At 67.4% G+C, this 20,649-nt stretch carries 18 protein-coding genes; 8 read left to right on the forward strand and 10 right to left on the reverse strand.

From position 1 onward, the window contains the following. Positions 1-331: 331 nt before the first annotated feature. Positions 332-631 (reverse strand): hypothetical protein, encoded by a 300-nt coding sequence (locus AWZ10_RS15505; protein ID WP_060891353.1) that lies wholly within the window; start codon positions 629-631, stop codon positions 332-334. Between the two features lie 328 nt (positions 632-959). Beyond that, positions 960-1,517: an ATP-binding protein gene (locus tag AWZ10_RS15510; protein WP_060891339.1), complete on the reverse strand. Its 558-nt coding sequence runs from the start codon at positions 1,515-1,517 to the stop codon at positions 960-962. 206 nt (positions 1,518-1,723) lie between these two features. Between AWZ10_RS15510 and AWZ10_RS15515 the strand changes: the two genes are divergently transcribed. Further along, positions 1,724-3,100: an NsdA family TPR-like regulatory protein gene (locus tag AWZ10_RS15515; RefSeq protein ID WP_060891340.1), complete on the forward strand. Its 1,377-nt coding sequence runs from the start codon at positions 1,724-1,726 to the stop codon at positions 3,098-3,100. A gap of 3 nt (positions 3,101-3,103) precedes the next feature. Here the strand turns inward: AWZ10_RS15515 and AWZ10_RS15520 are convergent, their stop codons facing one another. Both AWZ10_RS15520 and AWZ10_RS47715 read right to left on the reverse strand, forming a co-directional pair. Further along, on the reverse strand, positions 3,104-4,018 hold the full coding sequence (locus tag AWZ10_RS15520; protein ID WP_060891341.1) for a phosphotransferase enzyme family protein: 915 nt from the start codon (positions 4,016-4,018) through the stop codon (positions 3,104-3,106). Positions 4,019-4,214: 196 nt separating this feature from the next. Further along, positions 4,215-5,096 carry a hypothetical protein gene (locus tag AWZ10_RS47715; RefSeq protein WP_244172498.1) on the reverse strand — a complete coding sequence of 294 codons (882 nt, stop codon included), beginning with the start codon at positions 5,094-5,096 and terminating at the stop codon, positions 4,215-4,217. A gap of 259 nt (positions 5,097-5,355) precedes the next feature. Between AWZ10_RS47715 and AWZ10_RS51505 the strand changes: the two genes are divergently transcribed. Next, complete coding sequence (locus tag AWZ10_RS51505) at positions 5,356-6,318, forward strand: DUF6414 family protein (protein WP_159058281.1); 963 nt, start codon at positions 5,356-5,358, stop codon at positions 6,316-6,318. A gap of 74 nt (positions 6,319-6,392) precedes the next feature. Here the strand turns inward: AWZ10_RS51505 and AWZ10_RS55740 are convergent, their stop codons facing one another. From AWZ10_RS55740 to AWZ10_RS15535, 3 genes are read right to left on the reverse strand one after another with little or no spacing between them, the layout of a single operon-like run. Further along, positions 6,393-7,256, reverse strand: a complete 864-nt coding sequence (locus tag AWZ10_RS55740) for a macro domain-containing protein (RefSeq protein WP_421673638.1) — start codon at positions 7,254-7,256, stop codon at positions 6,393-6,395. Between the two features lie 34 nt (positions 7,257-7,290). Continuing rightward, on the reverse strand, positions 7,291-8,247 hold the full coding sequence (locus tag AWZ10_RS15530) for an EamA family transporter (protein ID WP_240439408.1): 957 nt from the start codon (positions 8,245-8,247) through the stop codon (positions 7,291-7,293). Continuing rightward, a complete protein-coding gene (locus AWZ10_RS15535) occupies positions 8,244-8,777 on the reverse strand; it encodes a YbaK/EbsC family protein (protein WP_060891343.1) in 534 nt (177 codons plus the stop codon). The genes AWZ10_RS15530 and AWZ10_RS15535 overlap by 4 nt, the downstream gene beginning before the upstream one ends. 530 nt (positions 8,778-9,307) lie before the next feature. Between AWZ10_RS15535 and AWZ10_RS15540 the strand changes: the two genes are divergently transcribed. Continuing rightward, on the forward strand, positions 9,308-9,949 hold the full coding sequence (locus AWZ10_RS15540; RefSeq protein ID WP_060891344.1) for an RBBP9/YdeN family alpha/beta hydrolase: 642 nt from the start codon (positions 9,308-9,310) through the stop codon (positions 9,947-9,949). Between the two features lie 35 nt (positions 9,950-9,984). On the opposite strand, the gene AWZ10_RS15545 is transcribed toward AWZ10_RS15540, so the two are convergent. Next, positions 9,985-11,787: a penicillin-binding transpeptidase domain-containing protein gene (locus AWZ10_RS15545; protein ID WP_060891345.1), complete on the reverse strand. Its 1,803-nt coding sequence runs from the start codon at positions 11,785-11,787 to the stop codon at positions 9,985-9,987. A gap of 277 nt (positions 11,788-12,064) precedes the next feature. Continuing rightward, positions 12,065-13,699: a penicillin-binding transpeptidase domain-containing protein gene (locus AWZ10_RS15550; RefSeq protein WP_060891346.1), complete on the reverse strand. Its 1,635-nt coding sequence runs from the start codon at positions 13,697-13,699 to the stop codon at positions 12,065-12,067. A gap of 480 nt (positions 13,700-14,179) precedes the next feature. Between AWZ10_RS15550 and AWZ10_RS55085 the strand changes: the two genes are divergently transcribed. Then, a complete protein-coding gene (locus AWZ10_RS55085; protein WP_063809766.1) occupies positions 14,180-14,491 on the forward strand; it encodes a peptidoglycan-binding domain-containing protein in 312 nt (103 codons plus the stop codon). Positions 14,492-14,580: 89 nt separating this feature from the next. Here the strand turns inward: AWZ10_RS55085 and AWZ10_RS15560 are convergent, their stop codons facing one another. Next, positions 14,581-16,320, reverse strand: a complete 1,740-nt coding sequence (locus AWZ10_RS15560; RefSeq protein WP_060891348.1) for a dolichyl-phosphate-mannose--protein mannosyltransferase — start codon at positions 16,318-16,320, stop codon at positions 14,581-14,583. 175 nt (positions 16,321-16,495) lie between these two features. Between AWZ10_RS15560 and rsmI the strand changes: the two genes are divergently transcribed. The 4 genes from rsmI (at position 16,496) to AWZ10_RS15580 (ending at position 20,616) form a co-directional block, all read left to right on the forward strand. Further along, positions 16,496-17,344: a 16S rRNA (cytidine(1402)-2'-O)-methyltransferase gene (gene rsmI / locus AWZ10_RS15565; protein WP_060891349.1), complete on the forward strand. Its 849-nt coding sequence runs from the start codon at positions 16,496-16,498 to the stop codon at positions 17,342-17,344. 275 nt (positions 17,345-17,619) lie between these two features. Then, a complete protein-coding gene (locus tag AWZ10_RS15570; protein WP_060891350.1) occupies positions 17,620-18,036 on the forward strand; it encodes a hypothetical protein in 417 nt (138 codons plus the stop codon). 58 nt (positions 18,037-18,094) lie between these two features. After that, a complete protein-coding gene (locus tag AWZ10_RS15575) occupies positions 18,095-18,997 on the forward strand; it encodes a TatD family hydrolase (protein ID WP_060891351.1) in 903 nt (300 codons plus the stop codon). A 155-nt stretch (positions 18,998-19,152) separates the two neighbouring features. Then, positions 19,153-20,616, forward strand: coding sequence for a resuscitation-promoting factor (locus tag AWZ10_RS15580; RefSeq protein WP_060891352.1), 1,464 nt, complete (start codon positions 19,153-19,155; stop codon positions 20,614-20,616). The last annotated feature ends 33 nt before the right edge of the window (positions 20,617-20,649 follow it).

A 20,649-nucleotide genomic window follows, 5' to 3' on the forward strand; every position in this document is an offset into this window, starting at 1 on the left:
GGCCGGGCGTGCGGCGTGGCCGCCGGTCCCGTCCGGACGCCAGGCGCCCCCACCCGCAGCACACCCGAGGAACCAAGGCGGCGAATGGTCGTCGAGGGCAGGAGCCCATGGGGCCAGGGGTCGCCGGCCGGAGAGACTTTAGGCAGCCACCATGGGGCGAGCCTCGAAGAACAGGGGGCCCATCGGGCAGAACCACGGGCAGGTCCAGTACCTGCCCGATTCGCCGGGCGAGCGTAAGGCCCCCTGTTCACTCGCCCCATGGCAGCTCCCGCCCAAAGTCTCTCCGGCCGGCGACGTGCCCACGTGCACCGCTCACCAGCGAAGACGCCCCTCATGCCGCACCGCCGTCGGCGTCGGCGGCCGATTCCAGAAGCCCGGCAAGCCGGTCGACGGCGTCCGGCCAGCCCGCCAGGCGCACGACCCCGCGCCCGTCCTCGTTCGTCGACGCGACCGCACGTGCGTCGGACAGTTCGAATCCGGCACCGAGCAAAGCCCGGTTCAGCCGGTCGGCAGCCTCCCGCGCAACCCGCCACCCCGTCACGTATTCGACACCAGGGACCCACAGGCCGGAATTCATGCCCGCGATGCCGTCGAGTTCATTGCTTAGCCAGTCCTCACCCGCGCCAGCCACGGCGTCCACCTCAGCCCATTCCGAGATAACGAATCGTCAACTTCCTTAATTTCAGGGCCAGAAGCGACGCAACGCGACGGCCCCGGTACCATCAGGCACCGGGGACCGTCGCGTCCCCTGCCGGGCCACCCTTCGCTTTCCACGGCTGACGGGGTGGCCCGGTCTCGGTATGTGGTTGTGAGGCGCGGCCCCGTCACGGGGAGGGGAGCTCCCGAGGTGCTGTGAGGAGCCGCGCCCCTCGGCCGGGCAGGTCAGGCCCGGCCTGTCTCCGGGGCACTCTCCGCTCCCGATCGCGAGGGAGCCGAGCGGCACAGTGCCCCGGCGCTTGTCAGCCCCACCTCTCCAACCAGAGCCGGTCAAGATCCAGGCGAGCCCACACGTGCTTGCCGCCCTTGCTCGCAGGCGACCACCACACGGCATCGGCGAGTCGTTGAATGATCAGCAGCCCACGACCCCGATCCGGCAACAGCGCTTCCGAGAAGTCGCCGGCCAGTTCCGGCGAGATGGACTCACCTGCCGCCAGCTCAGGAGGCGTCGAGTCCTCATCCCCGACGCCGATGACCAGCAACTCCGGATACGTCATCAGCGACACGTCGATGCGTCGCGCAGCGCCCGGCAACGCAAGTCGGTTGTCCGGCACGGCGTGATGCACCACGTTGCCTACCAGCTCCGACACGATGAGCACCGCGTCGTCCACCGCGTGCGGCAACTGCCAGGTCTGCAGGTACGAACGGACCAGGTCCCGCGCGGCCTTGACACAGTCCGGCGACTCAGCGAAGAGCGTCAACGCCCGGAAGTGTCCAGTGGACGGGTCTTGCGCCGAGCGGCGGCGCGGAGGAGGCTCCGTCGCGACCTTCACCGGGTATTTGCTCTGCTGTGTTTCCACCGCGTTCCCTCCCGAGCACTCACGGACTTTCCAGCCCGCTTCTCTGTGCCGACCAGTGAACGGCGCAAGGTCCGGGACCGGGAGCGTTCACCAGGGGGTTCACGTGAACACCCATAAACACAAAGGGGGTTCACCAATGAACCCCCAGGACGAGACCGTTGTGACACGATGGACACTCGCCGTAATTCTCGGGTTGGCAGGGGAGCATGAGCCGAGAGCCCAACGCGAAGTTGATCGCGATCATGGAAGAGGCGAAGGTCTCGAACAAGGGCCTCGCGAAGCGCATGCAGGAGACCGCCGCACAGCGTGGTCTCGATCTCGGTACGACCCACATCGCTGTGCAGCGATGGCGGAACGGAACCGGCATCCGGCCTCAAGCGGCAGTGGTCATGGCGGACGTCCTCGGCGCCAAACTGGGCCGCAGCATCACGCCCACCGATCTCGGCTTCTTCGATCTCTCACAGCCCGCCGAACCTCAACCGGTCGGCTACCCGAACACCGTGCCAGACGTCCTCTCCACCCTTGACGGGCTCACCCGCGAGCACGCCGACGCCCCCGCTTCCGATGAGCTGGCCGTGCCAGACGCCGACCTCAGTTCCGCCGTGCTGTCCTGGATGATCACGCGCCCCGACGGCATACAGGCCGACAGACCGGCTCACCGCCGAGTCGGCATGCGCGACGTACGAGCGATCAAGGAAGCCGCGGGCCTGTTCATGCAGCTCGACTTCAAGTACGGCGGTGGCCACGGCCACAAGGCACTTCGCCACTACTTCCGCGAAGACGTGTTGCCCCTGCTGAACACGAGCTACAGCGAGAAGGTGGGCACCGCGTTGTTTGGCGCCGCCGCCGAGATCTCCCAGTTGCTCGCCTGGACCGCGTATGACGTCGGCAACCACCGGCTTGCCCACCGGTATCTGACCTCGACCCTGCGCCTGTCCCAGGTCATCGACGACCGCATGTTCGGCGCCCGCATCCTCGGCAACCTCAGCCACCAGGCGAACTACCTCGGCAACCATGCTCAGGCCCTCCAGTTGTCCCGCGCCGCCGTCGAGGGCGCCAAGGGTCGGGCCACCCCACGCGCTCTGGCGAACTACTCCGCCATGGAGGCCCGCGCCCTGTCCAACGCGGGCGACGGCATCGCGGCAGCCCGCGCGATGAAGGAGGCAGAACGCCACTTCGGACGCGCCGACACCGCCGAAGACCCCGCATGGCTCGACTACTTCGATGAAGCAGAACTCATGGGCGAACTCTGCCACTGCTTCCGCGACCTCAAGATGCGCCGCGAAGCTGTCGAGCAGGCCCAGCGCGCCGTGGACAGCACCGATCCGAAGTACGCCCGCACCCTTGGCTTCTGCCGCATGGTTCTCGCCCAGAGCCAGTTACTCAACGGAGAGTTGGAAGCCGCCGTCACTACCGCGAGCCTCGCAGTCGACGGCGGCGATTCCCTCCAGTCAAACCGCTTCCAGCGCTACGTGACCGACTTCCAGCAGGAGGTCAGCTTTCACGCGGCGAACCCCATCGTGGCGGCCTTCAATGAGAAGGTGCACGAAGCGCTCAACCGGCTCGACGAGGACGACGAGTAGCCGCTACCAGGGCTTCCAGTCACGCGGCGCATCGTCGTCGCGCAGACCGGCGATGCGCCGGCGATACTCCGCCGCCGTCTCCGCATCCTCCTGAATGTTCTGCATGAGCCATGTCGTCATGCCGAACTCTTGCAGCCCGCGCAGCGTCTCGTACCCATCCCAGTCGTACAGGTCGCGCCCGTATGCGGCCACGAAGTCGGCGTACTGATGATCGGTCTGCCATCCGAGACTGTGGTGCTCAGTGGCCGTGACCATGAGGTCCCACTCAGGGTGGTCGAAACAGAATGCTTCGAAGTCGATCAGGATCACTTGTCCTTGATCATGAACCATGAGGTTCTGCACGTGTGCGTCCCCGTGGACCGGCCCCTTGGGTGTCTCGAACCGCAACTCGGCGTACCTGTCACGCAACTCATGCCACCGCTTCCGCAGAAACGCCTTGTCGTCCTCGGGGATGACCGCCCGGTCGAGCCGTAGCTGTTGCTTGTCGAAGGGATCGAACGAGGGCAGCTCAAGCCCGTCCGGCACGGTCAAGGCGTGCAGATCCCGCAGTACGGCCCCCAGCTCCCCGTACGAAGCCTTCCGATCACCCTCGACGATCAGATGCCAGAACGTCACCGGGTGACCGTCGATCAAGATCGCCTGATCAAGATCGTCGACAACACGAGCAGCGGGAAACCCCTCCTCTGCCAGCCACCGCGAGACAGCCACCTCTTTGCGCGCTGTCGTCAGCCACTCCTGCGCACGGGCCACGCGCACGATCACCGGCACCGAAGCCAGCCGGAACAACGCGTTCTCCCCGAGCCGGATCAACTCCGCGCCTCTGTCGTCTAGCCTCACCGCCCGGCACGCGGCCACCATCACCCGCGTAGCCGCCGCCGACGTGAACCCCTCTTCCGATCGAGCAGCGTCAACCGCCATGCCCGTACCAGCTCCCCTAGTCGCGCGATCAACCGACGCACGCCTACAGGGTGACCAACCCCGCGCACGCCAGACACGACGTTGACGGTACCCACCCGCAGGTGAACAAGACGAGATGTCTGTGCCGAGCCTTCCTACCGACAGCGCATTCGTCGGGGTGGGACGTTACGCCCAGGTGGGTCGCCAGCGGGTTTTTTCAGGTCCACGAAATTGTTTGTTCCTCCGAGTGCGGCTCGCCTTCCTCAATCCACTTGTGGATCACGGTCCCCTGCCAGGAAACCCCGTGGTGAATACCTACTGGAAAATCAACATAAGAGCGTGGAACGATGCGCTTGGCGGTCGTTTCACCGAAGAAAATTGGCGCCATTCCCTCATCGTCACTACGAATATCCAGGGTGACTTCCTCTGCCGCCCGGTTTCCAAGATTCTCTACACGTAGGCGATGATTCACGGACTTTTGTTTTACGCGTCCTCGGCTATCCGCTGAGGACTCTCGATCGTAGAGATAGGTAGATCGCAAAATAGCGCCGGAGACCGATGCGGGAGTACTAGCGTCGTCGCTGCTCAGATCTCCCAGATCGTAGGCGTCACGCTCCAGGCATCTCCGGACTTTAGTGACTAGATCGTCTGTCGAGAGGTAACTACCTGTGAGGTTGCTCTCCTGGAGTGCGCTACGGAACTCGTTCAGTGCTGCGAGTTGTTCCGGATCGTGGTCACGTGACAAGTCGCCTTCGGAGAAGAACACATGTACTGCTGCTCCTCGGTCGTGAGCCCGGAGGATTTCCTCGGCCGTACCGGAGACAGCGCGTCTGGTCGCCTTTCCAAGTCGGCTGTTGAATACAGCAATGACGATATCTGCTGCGTCAGCGAACTGATGATTAATCTCTTGCTGGGCATCTCTGGGGCCCATCATCGGAACGGATCCCAGCTCCCATCGCAGAGGTAGCAAGTGAATTTTTCGCCGCAGTGTGTGGTCACTGTTCCAGCTACGGATGACATCTTCCACCGCATTCCTCTCGGGCGCGGTGTCGCTCGGAGAAGCAATCAGGACGCTCAACGTGATCGTTTGCAGGGCCATGGAGGCAGACTAACGTGAATCACCGGTACGCAGAGAGTCCTCTCCAGCGAACCGGGCCCTGGCTCCCTGTGGTCACCGTCGGCCATGAGCAAGAAAGCCAGCACCATTACCCATGGTCGAGTAGTACAGCATCGTTTTGTGAAGGAATGCAACGTATGTGTGGTATGTGATTCTGGCGTGCATGCCCGCTTGCCCTCGTACGGGTTACGCCATCTGGAACCGTCACGTTTCGCAGAGGGGATGTGCTATGCCTGGTGCCATGACTAGCTACGAGCTTGCGCACCCCCTATACCTCGACGTGCAAATGATGGTCAGCTTCCTTGCGTATCTCGAAGGTGGGGTGTATCTGTCCAGCGAGGAGACCCTTCAGAGGGAGAAGCTTCGGACAGGCAAAGCGAATAACAACGATAATTATGTGAAGCTCCCTTCTCTGGGCGCGCTCCTGGGCACTGAGGCCTCCCTTATCTCGGAAAACAGCCATCCTCTTGGTGAAAACTCTGAAACCAAAGTGGCGCGCCATCACACTGCGGCCAGCCTGTTCAACGCTCTGTACGGGTATTTGCATCAAGATGACGCAATTCTGACTCTCGAAGATCAAGGCCAGCTAGCCACGGTTAAGTCTGGGGCGTTCGTCCGACTTTCAGGTCGTTACACCGGAAATCCGCTTGAGGAAATGCTGGCCATCTTCACTCAGGCGCTGTCATACATGGGGGAGATTTCGCGCGATATTGAGGAAAAGCGTTCGCGGAAATCTGCGAACCGTAAGTCGGGGAACCCCCAGAATCGTGAACTGGCCGACCAGCAGGGCGCTCACCCTTACGCCGAAATTGGGGAGCAGTTTAGTGAATTTGAAAACAGTATCGAGATGAGGTTTCTGAAGAGGATGAAGGAGGAGTTGGAATCCTCGCCGATTCATGATGTTGTGCTCGAAACTGCGTCGGGCGTCAAGGCTGTTCTAACTGTATCTTCTGAATATTATGACGCGGCTGTTGCCGAGAGGCTTAGTTCCGGAGATTTTGTTGTGCTGGGCAAGGTGACGCGAGTCCTGCTTGAGGGTGAGTCTATCAATCTTTCGCGGCGAACTGTCGTAGGGAAAATGGGTGATGCGTCAGACTCCGTGACTGACACGATCGCCAATATTCCGGGATTTACCCTCCAGTCTAGTGAGCCAGTCGTGAAGTATCCCGCGGTCCAGATCTTGCCGATGGCGATCTTTGTCTGAACTTCCGTCGAAATTGAAATAGTGGGTGACGTGAAATGCTCGCAGAGATCGCGAGATATCGTCGCCCTGTAATGTCATAGTGTTCGCAAGAACCTTTCCACGTCCACCATGTTTACGGAGTTTCTGTCTTTCGGATGGACAACGATAGTCAACTGACGAGAAACGATTTCCTCGCGGGAGGAGGCGACGAATGAGAGTGCGATCATCTTTATCAGACTAGTTCGATCTAGTGCCCCCACGCGCGCCAGCTCTGACCCAATGATAGGAATGGATACCGGCTCAAGGCCACCGTGGATTCTCACGGAATCCCAAGCGGACGTAAGACTCTTCCATAGTGCATCAACGGAGCATCTAACTCGTAGGTCATTTCTCATGTACCCGTATGCGACGGCGTAAAATCGAATCTGTGAAATCCTGAGCACGATTGTCGTTCCGATGGGATATCTATTTCGCTTTCCTCTTTGCTTGTTCTCGACACTCTCTTCGTGAATCGGGCCAATGCGGGAAAGCTGAGTTTCAATAGCGGCGTCAAGTTCATCAGTGGATCGATGGAAGTGCCTCTCTTGAAGTTGTCCCTGTACGCTCCGGGGGTTTATTATGACACCATCTGTAAGGTCGGTGTCGAAAGTGTCCGTGAATCCAACGATCACATTTCCCGTCTCATTCAATACGTCGCCGCACTTGATTTGGATTATGAAATCTGGGTACGTGTAATTGTGGTTGGTCTCAAACTTGGGCCAAGAGTGCCAGACTCCGGCAAAAAGGCAGCACGCGGCCAAAGAGGTCAGGATCCATATATCGAAACTTGTCAAGCTTGGCCATAGGGCGAGAGCGACCTGGAAGGCTGCGCTGAGCAATCCAAATGATGCCAATGATGCCGAAGCTATTGCGCCGATTCCTTGGCGTGTGAACATCACTTCACGAGCGCCCTGGCGCATGCATACCACCTGTCCGTTTCGTCTTGAGGTGTAATTAGGTCGAGGCTTTACGATTGAGTGTCCCCCGAGAGGCGGTCTGCGATGCTGACGGCAGCCGGGTAATTTCTTGTTGGGCGGATTGCGACACTCTTCTGTGCGACAAGTGCACGAACTGCTTCCTTGCCCCAACCAGTGATCGTTTTCTGGGGCGTCTCGCCGGTACGCATGTTGATGTTGCCCAGCTCCTGCGGGTAGCTGCATCGCTGTATGGGCAGGACTTGACCGACGACTCCCGCAGGGCCGCGATGGGCGCCAGCTCCGCCTTCGTCTGGGCCCACAGGACCAGCCCGTACGCCGCCACGGACAGGGCCGCGCCGAGGAGGCCCACGGCGGCGAACGGCCGGAGCAGGGTGACCGTCTCGCCGCGCCACCGCCACACCGCGTACGCGGGGATCGCGAGCCCCTCCAGGGCCATCAGCCAGGCGATGTAGCCCATGGCGGACCCGGAGGCCCGTACGCCGAGGCCGTCCACGACCGTGTACGAGGCGATCGACAGGCCCGTGGCCAGCGCCGCCCCGATCGCCGCCCAGTGCGGCCGTTCGCCGCGCAGGCCCCACAGCGCCACCCCGGTCAGCCCGGCGCAGCTCAACAGGATGCCGGCCGCCGCCCAGCCGTCCGGCACCTCGTGTGCGAAGACCGCGGCGAGGACGGTGACGACCAGGGGTGCGGAGCCGCGTGCGAGGGGGTACGCCTGGCCGAAGTCGCCCAGCCGGAAGGACTTCATCAGCAGCACGTAGTACACGAGGTGCACGAGCGTCGAGGCGGTCAGATACGGCCACGCCGCTGCCTCCGGGAGCGGCACGAACGGCACCATCACAAACCCGATCAGCGCCCCGCCGCCGGATATCAGCGTGAAGCCGACCAGTTTGTCCGTGATCTTGTGGGCGATCGCGTTCCAGCCGGCGTGGGTGACCGCGGCGAGCAGCACCGCCGCGGTGACGACCGGCGTCACGCGGTCGGCTCGCGGACGCCTTCGCCGGCCTCGCGGACGTCGACCAGGGTGGCGCCCGCGTGCGCGATCAGCGACTTGGGTTCCATGGGGAAGACCGTGTAGGGGGTGCCGGCCGCCGCCCACACCGTCGCGTGGTCGAGGAGCGAGCGGTCCGCCAGGACGCGGGTCCTCGTCCGGTGCCCGAAGGGCGGGACCCCGCCGATCGCGTACCCGGTCGCCTCCCGTACGACGTCGGCGCGGGCCCGGGTGACCTTCGCGGCGCAGAGTTCACGCCGGACCAGTTCCACATCGACCCTGGACGCGCCGTCCATGAGCACCAGCACCGGGACGCCGTCCGCAGCGAAGATCAGCGACTTGCAGATCTCGCTCAGCTCGCAGCCGAGGGCGGCGGCCGCCTCCGCCGCGGTCCGTGTGGCCTCCGGGAACCGGCGGATCCGGGCGTGCAGTTCGCCCAGGCCCAGCGCGGTGAGCGCCTCGGCGAAACGGGGGTGGGCTTCGGAGCCCTCGGTGTGCCGCGCGTCGTTGGTCATGCGGGGCACGGTAGTGGTGGGTGTACTGGCCATGCGAGTGGGTTGTCGAGGCGGTGGGGCGGGTGCGGGTCCGGTGGGGGCTGGTCGCGCAGTTCCCCGCGCCCCTAAAAGCCCAAGCCCCTGCGGGCCTGAAGGCGACCCGGTCTGCGGGCTTGAAGGCGATGGGCCTGCGGGCTTGAGGGTGACGGGCCTGGGGTCTGAAAGGCGACCGGGTGCGGGCTTGAAAGTGATGGGTCTGCGGGTCTGAGGGTGACGGGCATGTGGGCCTGAAAGGCGACCGGGCCCGCGGGCTTGGAGGCGACTGGGCCCGCGGGCCTGAAGGTGACGGGCCTGTGGGCCTGAAAGTGGCGGGTCGGTGAGGCCGAGGATGACGGGTCGGCGGGTGGGGAAAACACGGGGCGCAGCGCCTGCTTTTCAGGGGCGCGGGGAACTGCGCGACCAGCCCCCACCGGGCCCGCACCCGCCGAACGACCCATCCAGCCACAGAGACGGCACTGGACCGACTGATCCGTTTCGCTGACGATCGGGGGATGACAAGAACCCCGCCCGCCGACGGCACCCGCGCCTTCCTGATCCTGCACGGCTGGCAGAACCACCGCCCGGCCGCGCACTGGCAGCACTGGCTGGCCGACCGCCTCACCGACCTGGACCAGGAGGTGGCGTATCCGCAGCTCCCGGAGGCGGACGACCCGGACCTGGAGCGGTGGCTGGCGGAACTGGACGCGCTGCTGGGGGAGTTGGCGGGCCGGCGGATCACGGTGGTCTGCCACAGCCTGGCCTGCCTGCTGTGGCTGCACGCGGTCGCGCGTGACGACGTGCTGTCCGGCCCCGTCGACCGCGTCCTGCTCGTCGCCCCGCCCGCCCCCGAAGTCGTCCTGGAGCACCCGGAGATCGCCGAGTTCGCCCCGCCGGAGCTGAGCCCCGCGCGACTGGCCGCGACCGCCTCGTACACCCGGGTCGTCGGCAGCGACAACGACCCGTACTGCCCCGGGGGCGCGGCCACGACGTACGCCGAACCGCTGGGCCTGCCCGCCGACGTACTGCCGGGCGAGGCCCATCTCGACCTGGACGCGGGCTACGGTTCCTGGCCGTCGGTGTTCGACTGGTGCCTGGACCAGTCACCCGAGTCGTACGAGAAGACCCCCGTCCACGGCCGTACGCCACTCGGCTGAGGAGGTGCGAGGACGGGCGGCCCTGAGCGCGTCGCTCAGCCCCCGCTGCCCGCCTTCAGGAGCGCCGCCACGATCGGGCCCGCCGACTCGCTGCCGTGGCCGCCCTGTTGGACGACTCCGGCGGAGGCCAGGTCGCCCTTCCACGCGGTGAACCAGCCGTTGGGCTCCTTCTGGCCGTCGACCTCGGCGGAGCCGGTCTTGGCGCCGTAGTCGGGGCCGAGGCCCGACATCGCCTCGGCCGCCGTACCGGCCGCGGCGGTGTACCGGAGGAGCTCGCGGAGCTGGGAGCGGGCCGTTTCGGACAGGGGCCGGGAGGCGGTGGCGAGGGTGCGGCCGTCGACGGACGGCGCGACCAGGTAGGGCTGCTTGAAGACACCCGTCTTGGCCGTCGACACCACGGACGCCATGTTCAGCGGGTTCATCCGCACGCCGCCCTGGCCGATCAGCGAGGCCGCCATCGGGGCGTCGCTCTGCACCGGCACCGCGCCGTCGAAGCTGGACACGCCGATGGCCCAGTTGTTCAGGCCGAGCCCGAAGACCTGCTGGGCCTCCTGGGTCAGGGAGTTGTCGTCCAGCTTCTTCGCCTGGGAGATGAAGGCGGTGTTGCAGGAGCGGGCGAAGCTTGCCTTGAACGTGCCGTTCTTGATCTCGAACTTGTCGTCGTTCTGGAACTTCCAGCCGCCGTACGACGAGAACTTGGGGCACGGATGGACCTTGTCCGCCGAGGCCAGGCCCTGGTCGATGAGCAGCGCCGACGACACGATCTTCATCGTGGAGCCGGGGGCCAGGGAGCCCTGGAACGCCACGTTGAAGCTGCCGGAGTTCGCCGCGGCCAGGATCTCGCCGGTCGAGGGGCGCATCACGACCACCGACGCCCGCTGCGTGGCCGCTACCTTCGCCTCGGCGGCGGCCTGCAGCGACGGGCTGAGCGTCGTCCGCAACTCCCCGGGAGTGCCCTCGCTCAGCTCCAGCAGCGTCTTGTCGGCGACCTTCTCCTTACCGGACTTGACGGACTTGCCGGACTTCAGGGACTTGGTGGAGTTCTTGGATGACTCGGACGACTTGGATGACTCGGATGACTCGGAGGTGCCGGACTTGGCGGACTTGCCGTCCGACCCGTCCTGCGCCGGGTCCGCCCGGACGATCCGCAGCTCGACGCCCGCCTTGCCGCCCGCCTTCTTGCCGTACTTCTCCCGCAGACCGTCCAGCACCGAGCCCAGCGACGGGTACTTCTTCGTCGTCAGCTCGCCGCCGTCCCGGTCGAGCGCCTTCACCGGGGGCGTGCCCGCCTCACCGGTCACCAGCCGGTCGCCCTCGTCGAGGTCCGGGTGGACGACGGACGGCTGCCAGTCGACGACGGGTTCGCCGTCCTTCTCGGCCCGTACGACGGTGACGGCGGACGCGTAGGTCAGCGGCTTCTCCGTGCCCTTGTAGGCGACCGTGCCCTTCACCGTGAACGGCACCTTGTCGCCCGCGCGCTTGCCGCGGGTGAGGGTGACGTCCTTCACACGGGCGTCCTTGGCGAAACCGGTCAGCGCGGCCTTCGCGGCGGCCGAGTCGTCCGTGGCGGCGGCGGCCTTCGTGACGGTGCCCTTCTGCCAGGCGGTGAGGAACGCGGTCGCGGCCGTACGGACCTCGGCGGAGGACAGGGGACCGCTCTTCACGGCCTTGGCGTCGGCCGAACCGTCGTCGGCCGAGGCGCCGGCACCGAACACCGTGTACACGGCGACCGCGCCGCCGCCGAGGGCCGCGACCGCGACTCCGCCCAGCACGAGGTGCCGCCGTGACCTCCCCGACTTCGCGGCCTTCCGCTCGTCGACACGCCTTCTCTTACCCACGCTTTCGACCTTCCGCTGCCCCCGACTGCCTCTCGTTCCTCAACGAGAACCACCACACTAGAGTCCCGCGGATCACTCCGTGGGTTTGGCCGGGAGTTCGTCCGCGGGTGGGCGGGGCTGCTCGCGCAGTTCCCCGCACCCCCGAAAAGCGAAAAGCAGGGGCTCAGCCCCTGCTTTTCGCTTTTCGGTCCGCAGGTCCGGTCATTGTCTTTCAGAGCGCGGGAACCGGGCGGGCAGGGGCGTGGGAACCGCGTGAGCAACCACCACCCACGGGAACTCACCCCCCGGCTTTGAGCACATCCACCACGATCGGACCGGCCGCCTCACCGCCACGGCCACCGCCCTCCGACATCGCCGCCGCGGCCACGTCCCCGCGGAACCCGGTGAACCAACTGTCCGCCACGGCCTGCCCGTCGATCTCCGCGGAGCCTGTCTTCGCCCCGATGTCGCCGCTGAGATCGGACATGACGGTCTGCGCCGTCCCCTGCGTCGCGGTCAGCCTCATCATCTGCTTCAACTGCGACGAGGTACCGGGCAACAACCCCTTCGCCGTGGCCAACTTCCGGTCGTCCAGCTTCGGCGACACCAGATACGGCTGGCGGAACTGCCCCGTGATCGCCGTGGACGTCACCGACGCCATGTTCAACGGGTTCATCAGGACGTCACCCTGGCCGATCGCGTTGGCGGCCCGGTTCGGCCCGCCGGAGGGCGGCACCTTGCCGTCCATGGAGACGATGCCCGTCTTCCAGTCGTCCCGTCCGATCCCGAACCGCTCCTGCGCCTCCTCGGTCAACGACGCGTCGGTCAGCGGCTTCTCGTCGATCAGCTTGATGAAAGCCGTGTTGCAGGACCTCTCGAAGCTGTTGGCGAGCGTGGCGCTCGGCGTCTCGTTCGCCTTCATGCCCGGCAGGTTCTTGAAGGTCTGGCTCATCCAGGTGGCCGTGTCGGGGCAGGGGGCGGGGCCGTTCATGGAGGTCACACCGTTGTCGATGAGCATCGCGGCGGTGACGATCTTCATCGTGGAGCCGGGCGGGAGTTCCCCCTGGAAGGCCGCGTTGAAGCCGTCCTCGCGGTGGTTGGCGACGGCCAGCACCTGACCGGTGCTGGGCTGCAGGGCGATCACGGACGACTCGGCGTACTTCTTGACCGCCTGCTCGGCCGCCGCCTGCGTCCGCGCGCTGATCGTGGTCTCCAACCTGCCCGCCCTGCCCTCGGCGAGGGTCAGCAGGGTGGTGTCGCCGGCCTCCGTGGTGGTGTGGCGGATGCCCAGCTCGATGCCGGGTGTACCGCCCGCGTCGGCGCCGTAGCGTTCGCGCAGGGTGTCGAGGATCGGCCCGAGGGACGGGTACTTCTCCTTGGTCAGCACCTTGCCGTCCCGGTCCACGGCCTCGATGGGCGGCGCCGCCGCCTCCCCGGTGAACAGCGTGTCGCCGGCCTTCAGTTCGGGGTGCACGACGGAAGGCCGCCAGTCGACCAGTGCCCGCCCGGTCGTCTTCCCGCGCACGACGGTCAGCCGGCTCTTGTACGAGAGTTCCTTGCTCTTCCCCTCGTACGCCACGGTCGCCTCGACGGAGAACGGGACGGTCCGGCCGCCGGTCCCGGTGGGCTTGCCCGGCGCGATCCTCACGTCGTCGATCCGAGCGGCGCCGACGAAGCTGCCGAACACCTTCCCCGCGTCCGCCGCGTCGTTCGTGTACGACGACGCGGTGGACGAGTCGCCCTTTTCCCAGGCCGCGAAGAACTTCTCCGTCGTCTCCCGGACCTCGTCCGCGCTCGGTGGCCCGGTCCGCTTCTCCGCGCTCCCCCCGTCCCCGTTGAGCGCCGTCACGAAGTTGTAGCCGCCGTATCCGGCACCCCCCACCATCGCCGCGAACACCCCGCCGACTATGGCGACCTTGACCCCCTTGCGCATGACGCGAATCCCCCTTTGAACGCGTTCAGAAACCGCTTGCCGAGGCTCACTGTAAACACGCCGACGTAACGCGTGGGAAAAATGCTTCCTGTGTGTGCCCTGATTGTTAGCCCAGGGAAGCCCGGCAAACCGGATTCAGGCCACCACGCCCAGGTATTCGGCCATTCACGGCAACGGTCGCGACGGACCGATCCTCCGGGCGCCGATGCGATCCGTTTGCAGTGGCCCAGCCACCGATGCCGGCCCCGATGCGAGCATTCCCGCGGGCAATTCCGCGGGCGCGGGTGACGTCGCCGCCTGGCTGCAGCCTCCGGGACGGAAGTGCACGGTGGTACTGGGGGTGTGTCTGGGGGGTGTCTGTTGGAGGTGATGAAAATGCGACGCCTGTCCATCAGCGTGACTCTGGTCGCCTCTCTCGTCCTTGCGGGAGGTACGGCCGTAGCGGTACCTCAGAACGCCCGGTCGGAGGCGCCTCGCGCCATGACGGTGAGAAGTGCGGCGTTGCCTGAGAAGCTCGTCGCCCACGGCTCCCAAGACGTTTGCAACTTCACCATCCAGAGGCCGACGCTGAGGGCCGGGTCGTCAGGAAGCGCTGTCCAGCAGGCCCAGTGCTACCTGAACGGAGCCATGACAGGCGCCGACCTGGACGAGGACGGGGACTTCGGGCCGGTCACCCATGCGGCGACGAAGCGGTTCCAGCGCTGCGCCGGCATCACCGTGGACGGGACTGTCGGGGCCCAGACATGGTCGTTCCTGGTCTTCTGGGCCAACTCGACGGCCAGCGTGTGCTGATCACCGGTGTCACGAGGGTGCGGCCGCCGGCCGCACCCTCGTGGTTCACGCCCCTCGTGGTTCACGCCCCTCGTGGTTCCTCCGCCCCGCTAGACCCAGGTGTCCAGCCACATCCGCGACCGCCAGCTGTCGATCGGGATGGGCTGGCCGGTGTAGATGGGCCAGAAGTAGATGAAGTTCCAGGCGATCAGGAGGACCAGGACGCCGGCGCCTGCCGCGCCGGCGACGCGGCGGCGTTCCGGGGCGCCGGGGGGACCGAGGATGGCGCCGATCATCATGGTGACGGCGAGGCAGAGGAAGGGGAGGAAGACGACGGCGTAGAAGAAGAAGATCGTGCGCTCCTGGTACATGAACCAGGGGAGGTAGCCCGCGGCGATGCCGCAGGCGATCGCGCCGGCGCGCCAGTCGCGGCGGAAGAACCAGCGCCACAGGACGTAGAGGACCGCGAACGCGGCGGCCCACCACAGGAGAGGCGTGCCGATGGCGAGGACCTCGCGGGCGCACTTGTCGGCGGTGTCGGTGGCGCAGCCGTCGTTGCCGGGTGACGGGGACTCGTAGAAGTACGAGACCGGGCGGCCGGCGACGATCCAGCTCCACGGGTTCGACTGGTACGTGTGCGGGGACGACAGCCCGATGTGGAACTCGTAGACCGCGTGCTCGTAGTGCCACAGACTGCGCAGCCAGTCAGGCAGCCAGCTGAACCAGCCGCCCTTGCCCTCGGTCACGGCCCAGTCGCGGTAGTAGCCGCCGGTGCCGTCGTCCGGGGAGAGGATCCAGCCGGTCCAGGAGACCAGATACGTGGCGATCATGACCGGGACCGTGGACAGGAAGGCGAGGCCCAGGTCTCGCTGGAGCACGGCGATCAGCGGCTGGCGGGCACCGGCGACCTTGCGGGCCGAGTAGTCCCACAGCACCGCCATCACGCCGAAGAACACCAGGAAGTACAGGGCGTTCCACTTGGTGCCGAGGGCCAGGCCGAGACAGAGGCCGGCCAGCCAGCGGTAGGGGCGCGGGCCCAGGCGGGTCGTCTCGGCGACGAGGGAGTGCGGGCGTACGACTCCGTCACCGTCCGGGGGAAGCGCGTCGGCCAGTCGTCCGCGTGCTCGGTCGCGGTCGATGACCAGGCAGCCGAACGCGGCCAGCACGAAGAACATCAGCACCTGGTCGAGCAGCGCGGTGCGGCTCATCACGAAGTGCAGACCGTCGACCGCCAGCAGCGCGCCCGCGAGGCAGCCGAGGAACGTCGAGCGGAAGATCCGACGGCCGATCCGGCAGAGCATCAGCACGGAGAGCGTGCCGAGCAGAGCCGTCATGAAACGCCAGCCGAACGGGTTGAACCCGAACATCAGCTCGCCCAGACCGATCACGTACTTGCCGACCGGCGGGTGGACCACGTACGCCGCGTCCGTCGGGATCGGCACGTTCCCGTTGTTCTGGAGGATCAGCTCGTTGGCGTTCTTGGCCCAGTTGACCTCGTACCCGCGATGGACGATCGCCCACGCGTCCTTCGCGTAGTACGTCTCGTCGAATATCACCGCCTTGGGGCTGCCCAGGTTGTAGAACCGCATCAGCCCCGCGAACAGCGTCACCAGCAGCGGGCCGCCCCACGCCGACCAGTGGGCCAGGCGCGTCGCGACCTCCTCACGCAGCCCGAGCACGGCCAGGACGCGCGGGCTCGGCCGGGTGTACGGGGGCACCAGCCGGGTGCGGACGTCGCCTCTCCGGGGCGCCGCGTAGCCGAATCGGCGCAGGCGGTGCTGCCACGACGGCCGCTGCTCTTCGGTGGCCTGGTCCTGCCGGGTGTCCGTGGAGGACGCGGTACTGGTCACCGCGCCATCGTAGGGAACACCGCTGTGGGAGTCCCGTGGGACGGGGATGTGGGTGCCTAATCGCTCAGGGGCGCGTGCGGCACGGCGACTGCTGGTGGAGTGTGGCTGGTCGCGCAGTTCCTCGCGCCCCTTGGGGGCTGCGCCCCCAAGGGGCGGTGGCTGGGAGGATGGGGGCGTGACAGGAATCCTTGTGTTGGCAGGTACCCCCATCGGTGATGTTGCGGATGCGCCGCCCCGGCTCGCCCAGGAGTTGGCCGGTGCGGACGTGGTCGCCGCCGAGGACACCCGGCGGCTTCGGCGGCTCACCCAGGCGCTGGGGGTGCAGCCGGGCGGGCGGATCGTCTCCTACTTCGAGGGCAACGAGGCCGCGCGTACACCGGAGCTCGTCGAGGCGCTGGTGGGCGGCGCCCGGGTGTTGTTGGTCACGGACGCGGGGATGCCGTCGGTCTCCGACCCCGGGTACCGGCTCGTCGCAGCCGCCGTGGAGAAGGACATCCGTGTCACCGCCGTCCCCGGGCCTTCGGCCGTGCTCACCGCGCTCGCGCTGTCGGGGCTGCCCGTGGACCGGTTCTGCTTCGAGGGGTTCCTGCCGCGCAAGGCCGGGGAGCGGCTGGGGCGGCTGCGCGAGGTCGCGGAGGAGCGCCGCACGCTCGTGTACTTCGAGGCGCCCCACCGCCTGGACGCGACGCTCGCGGCGATGGCCGAGGTCTTCGGTGCGCGGCGGCGGGCCGCCGTGTGCCGTGAGCTGACCAAGACGTACGAGGAGGTCAAGCGGGGCCCTGTCGGGGAGCTGGCCGAGTGGGCGGCGGCCGGTGTGCGCGGGGAGATCACCGTCGTGGTCGAGGGGGCGCCGGAGAAGGGGCCGGAGGAGCTGGACGGGGCGGAGTTGGTTCGGCGGGTTCAGGTGCGGGAGGAGGCGGGGGAGCGGCGCAAGGAGGCGATCGCCGCGGTGGCGGTCGAGGCCGGGTTGCCGAAGAGGGAGGTCTTCGACGCGGTGGTGGCTGCGAAGAGGGCTGCGCCGTAGGGGGTGGGGTGCGTTCTCGGGTGCGGGAAGCCCCGCCGGACCCGCGCTCCGTGACGCACAACGCACGCCCCCGTGCGCCGCGAACGAGCCCCCACGCCCCATGCCCTGGCAAAGCCGAGCAAAGCACAGCCCTCGCACAGACGGCCTTCCCACAAGGGAGGGCCAAAACGGCTTCAACAGTCGGCAGGTGGGGTGCACTCCAGGTCCGCCGAGGCGTCAACTGGGTGCTGAGGACGTACTCATCCTCACCGTCCAGCGGACCAGAGGAGCTGGCAATGACCGAGATCGCAGAGCGGACCGTCCTGCGGGACACCGCCACCGCCGTCGTCCACGAGTCGTACTCGTTCGCCTGCATGCGCTGCGGGCACGGCTGGGAGCAGTCGTACGAGATAGAGCACCACAACGACGCCCAGGGACGCGACTTCGTGATGTACGTGGCCGACGGCCAGGTCGTGCCGTCCCCGCTGTCGAAGCCCGCGTGCCAGAACTGCGACGGTCATGTCGTACGGATCATGCGGGCGGGTCAGGTGTCGTCGGTCCGGGACGCCGAGCGCCGGCGGCACGTGCCGAAGCCGCGCCCGGTCGCGGCAGACGCGTCGGACGCGGAAGGCTTGGACGCGGCGGAGCACAAGGAACACCACCACTGGCACCTGGCCGACCTCCTGCACCCGTTCCACCGCAAGGCGAGCTGACCCTCCCCCGGCGAGCCTGGAGGGCATGCCCCGATCGTGCGATTCGTAGGATCGGGGCATGCCTTCGAACGACTCCGGCAACGCGTCCGGCAAGAACGACAAGAACGCCGCGCCCCCGCTCCCCGAACCCCTGCGGGTGCCGGTCGCGGATTCGCACACCCATCTGGACATGCAGTCAGGCACGGTCGAGGAGGGCCTCGCGAAGGCCGCCTCCGTGGGGGTGACGACGGTCGTGCAGGTCGGCTGCGACATCAAGGGCTCGCGCTGGGCCGCCGAGACCGCCGAGCGGTACGAGGCCGTGCACGCGACGGTCGCGCTGCACCCCAACGAGGCGCCGCGGATCGTGCACGGCGACCCGGACGGCTGGTCCCGGCAGGGCGCGAGGACGCCCGGCGGTGACGCGGCGCTCGACGAAGCGCTCGCCGAGATCGACCGGCTGGCCGCGTTGCCGCAGGTCAAGGGGGTCGGGGAGACGGGGCTCGACTACTTCCGGACCGGGCCGGAGGGCAAGGCCGCCCAGGAGCGGTCCTTCCGCGCGCACATCGAGATCGCCAAGCGGCACGGCAAGGCGCTGGTCATCCACGACCGCGACGCCCACGACGACGTGTTGCGGATCCTGAAGGAGGAGGGCGCGCCCGAGCGGACCGTCTTCCACTGCTACTCGGGCGACGCCGACATGGCCGCCGTGTGCGCCGAGCACGGCTACTTCATGTCCTTCGCCGGGAACATGACCTTCAGGAACGCCCAGCCGCTGCGCGACGCCCTAGCCGTCGCGCCCCTCGAACTCGTCCTCGTCGAGACCGACGCGCCCTTCCTGACGCCCGTGCCGTACCGCGGACGGCCCAACGCGCCGTATCTCATTCCGGTCACGGTTCGGGCGATGGCCGCGGTGCGGGGGATCGGCGAGGACGCGCTGGCGACGGCGCTCGCGGCGAACACGGCGAGGGCGTTCGATTACTGACCGGTCACGTTCTGTCGGCCGTCCGAGGGACCCAGAAAGATGATCAGTGGCCCGTGTCGCGACACTGCGTGACGACGTTGCTTTGGAGGGTGACCGGAGTCCGCTAGGTTCACGTCGCCCGACCCGGACCCGGATCCCCTCTGGAGCGTGTCGTCGTGAGCAACGTGCAGTCGTCGTCGTACGAGACCTATGGCCCCGCGGACGGTACGAGTTGGCAGCCTGCCTCGTACGACGCCGGGACGCAGCCGTACGACGCCAGGACGCAGCCGTACGGGGACGAGACTCAGCCGTACGACGCCGGGACGCAGCCGTACGAGGCCGAGACGCAGCCGTACGAGGCCGAGACGCTGTCGTACGAGGCCGAGACGCTGTCGTACGGGGTCTACGCGGACACGTACCGGCCCGCCTATGAGGGCCGACCCGCCCGTGAGGTGCCGGGAGAGCTGATCCCCGAGCCCGCCGGGCCGGTCGGTGGCGGGCGGGGTGGTTCCCGGCGGGCCGTGCGGCGCAGACGGGCCGCCGGAAGGCCCGGTTCGCTGCGGCGGCTGGTGCCGCAGGCGCTGGTGGTGGCGTTCCTCGCGGGCGGGACCTCCGCGTTCGTGGCGAAGGACAAGGCGATCGAGCTGACCGTCGACGGGCGGCCGCGCACGCTGCACACCTTCGCCGACGACGTCTCCGAGCTGCTCGCCGACGAAGGCGTCGCCTTCGGCGCCCACGATGTCATCGCCCCGGCCCCCGGTACCGCGCTGAGCAGCGGTGACGAGGTCGCCGTGCACTACGGGCGGCCCGTCGCCCTCACCCTGGACGGCCGGCCGCGCAAGGTCTGGACGACCGCCCGCACGGTGGACGGGGCGCTTCAGCAGCTCGGGGTGCGTGCGGAGGGCGCGTACGTGTCGACCTCGCGCTCCCGGCGCATCGGGCGTGAGGGGCTGGAGCTGGACGTCCGTACCGAGCGCACCGTCACGATCATGGCGGACGGGCGGACGCGGACGATCCGGACGAACGCGGCGACCGTGGGGGAGGCCGTGGAACAGGCCGGGGTCACCCTGCGCGGGGAGGACACCACCTCGGTCGCGTGGTCGAGCTTCCCCCGGGACGGGCAGACGGTGACCGTGCTGCGGGTGACCGGGTCCCAGGAGGTCCGCGAGGTGCCGATCCCGTTCCGGGTGCTCCGCACCGAGGACCCCTCGCTCTTCCGGGGCACGGAGGTCGTCGAGCGGGCCGGTCACCCGGGCGCCCGCCGGATCACGTACGCGATCCGCGCGGTCAACGGGGTCAGGCAGCGGCCGCGGCTGCTGCGCACGGAGGTCGTGCGTGAGCCGCAGGACCAGCTCGTGAAGGTCGGGACGAAGGCCATGCCGACGTCCGTGGCCGGGGCGGATGGGCTGAACTGGTCCGGGCTCGCCGCGTGCGAGTCCGGGGGGCGGCCGAACGCGGTCGATCCCTCCGGGACGTACGGGGGGCTGTATCAGTTCGATACGAGGACCTGGCAGAGCCTCGGCGGCAGCGGTCGCCCCCAGGACGCCTCCGCGGGCGAACAGACCCTCCGCGCGAAGAAGCTGTACGTCCAGCGGGGGGCGAGTCCCTGGCCCCATTGCGGGGCCCGGCTGCGGGGGTGAGGGGCGGGTCGGGGGATGGGCGGGGTCGGGGGC

It is taken from the genome of Streptomyces europaeiscabiei (assembly GCF_001550375.1).
Lineage (GTDB): Bacteria > Actinomycetota > Actinomycetes > Streptomycetales > Streptomycetaceae > Streptomyces > Streptomyces europaeiscabiei.

Bases quoted from the DNA above. Each gene is read 5' to 3' on its own strand.
- AWZ10_RS15515 (WP_060891340.1), top strand. From the start codon at position 1,724: ATGAGCCGAGAGCCCAACGCGAAGTTGATCGCGATCATGGAAGAGGCG.
- AWZ10_RS15520 (WP_060891341.1), bottom strand. From the start codon at position 4,018: ATGGCGGTTGACGCTGCTCGATCGGAAGAGGGGTTCACGTCGGCGGCG.
- AWZ10_RS47715 (WP_244172498.1), bottom strand. From the start codon at position 5,096: ATGGCCCTGCAAACGATCACGTTGAGCGTCCTGATTGCTTCTCCGAGC.
- AWZ10_RS51505 (WP_159058281.1), top strand. From the start codon at position 5,356: ATGACTAGCTACGAGCTTGCGCACCCCCTATACCTCGACGTGCAAATG.
- AWZ10_RS55740 (WP_421673638.1), bottom strand. From the start codon at position 7,256: ATGCGCCAGGGCGCTCGTGAAGTGATGTTCACACGCCAAGGAATCGGC.
- AWZ10_RS15535 (WP_060891343.1), bottom strand. From the start codon at position 8,777: ATGACCAACGACGCGCGGCACACCGAGGGCTCCGAAGCCCACCCCCGT.
- AWZ10_RS15540 (WP_060891344.1), top strand. From the start codon at position 9,308: ATGACAAGAACCCCGCCCGCCGACGGCACCCGCGCCTTCCTGATCCTG.
- AWZ10_RS15550 (WP_060891346.1), bottom strand. From the start codon at position 13,699: ATGCGCAAGGGGGTCAAGGTCGCCATAGTCGGCGGGGTGTTCGCGGCG.
- AWZ10_RS55085 (WP_063809766.1), top strand. From the start codon at position 14,180: ATGACGGTGAGAAGTGCGGCGTTGCCTGAGAAGCTCGTCGCCCACGGC.
- AWZ10_RS15570 (WP_060891350.1), top strand. From the start codon at position 17,620: ATGACCGAGATCGCAGAGCGGACCGTCCTGCGGGACACCGCCACCGCC.
- AWZ10_RS15575 (WP_060891351.1), top strand. From the start codon at position 18,095: ATGCCTTCGAACGACTCCGGCAACGCGTCCGGCAAGAACGACAAGAAC.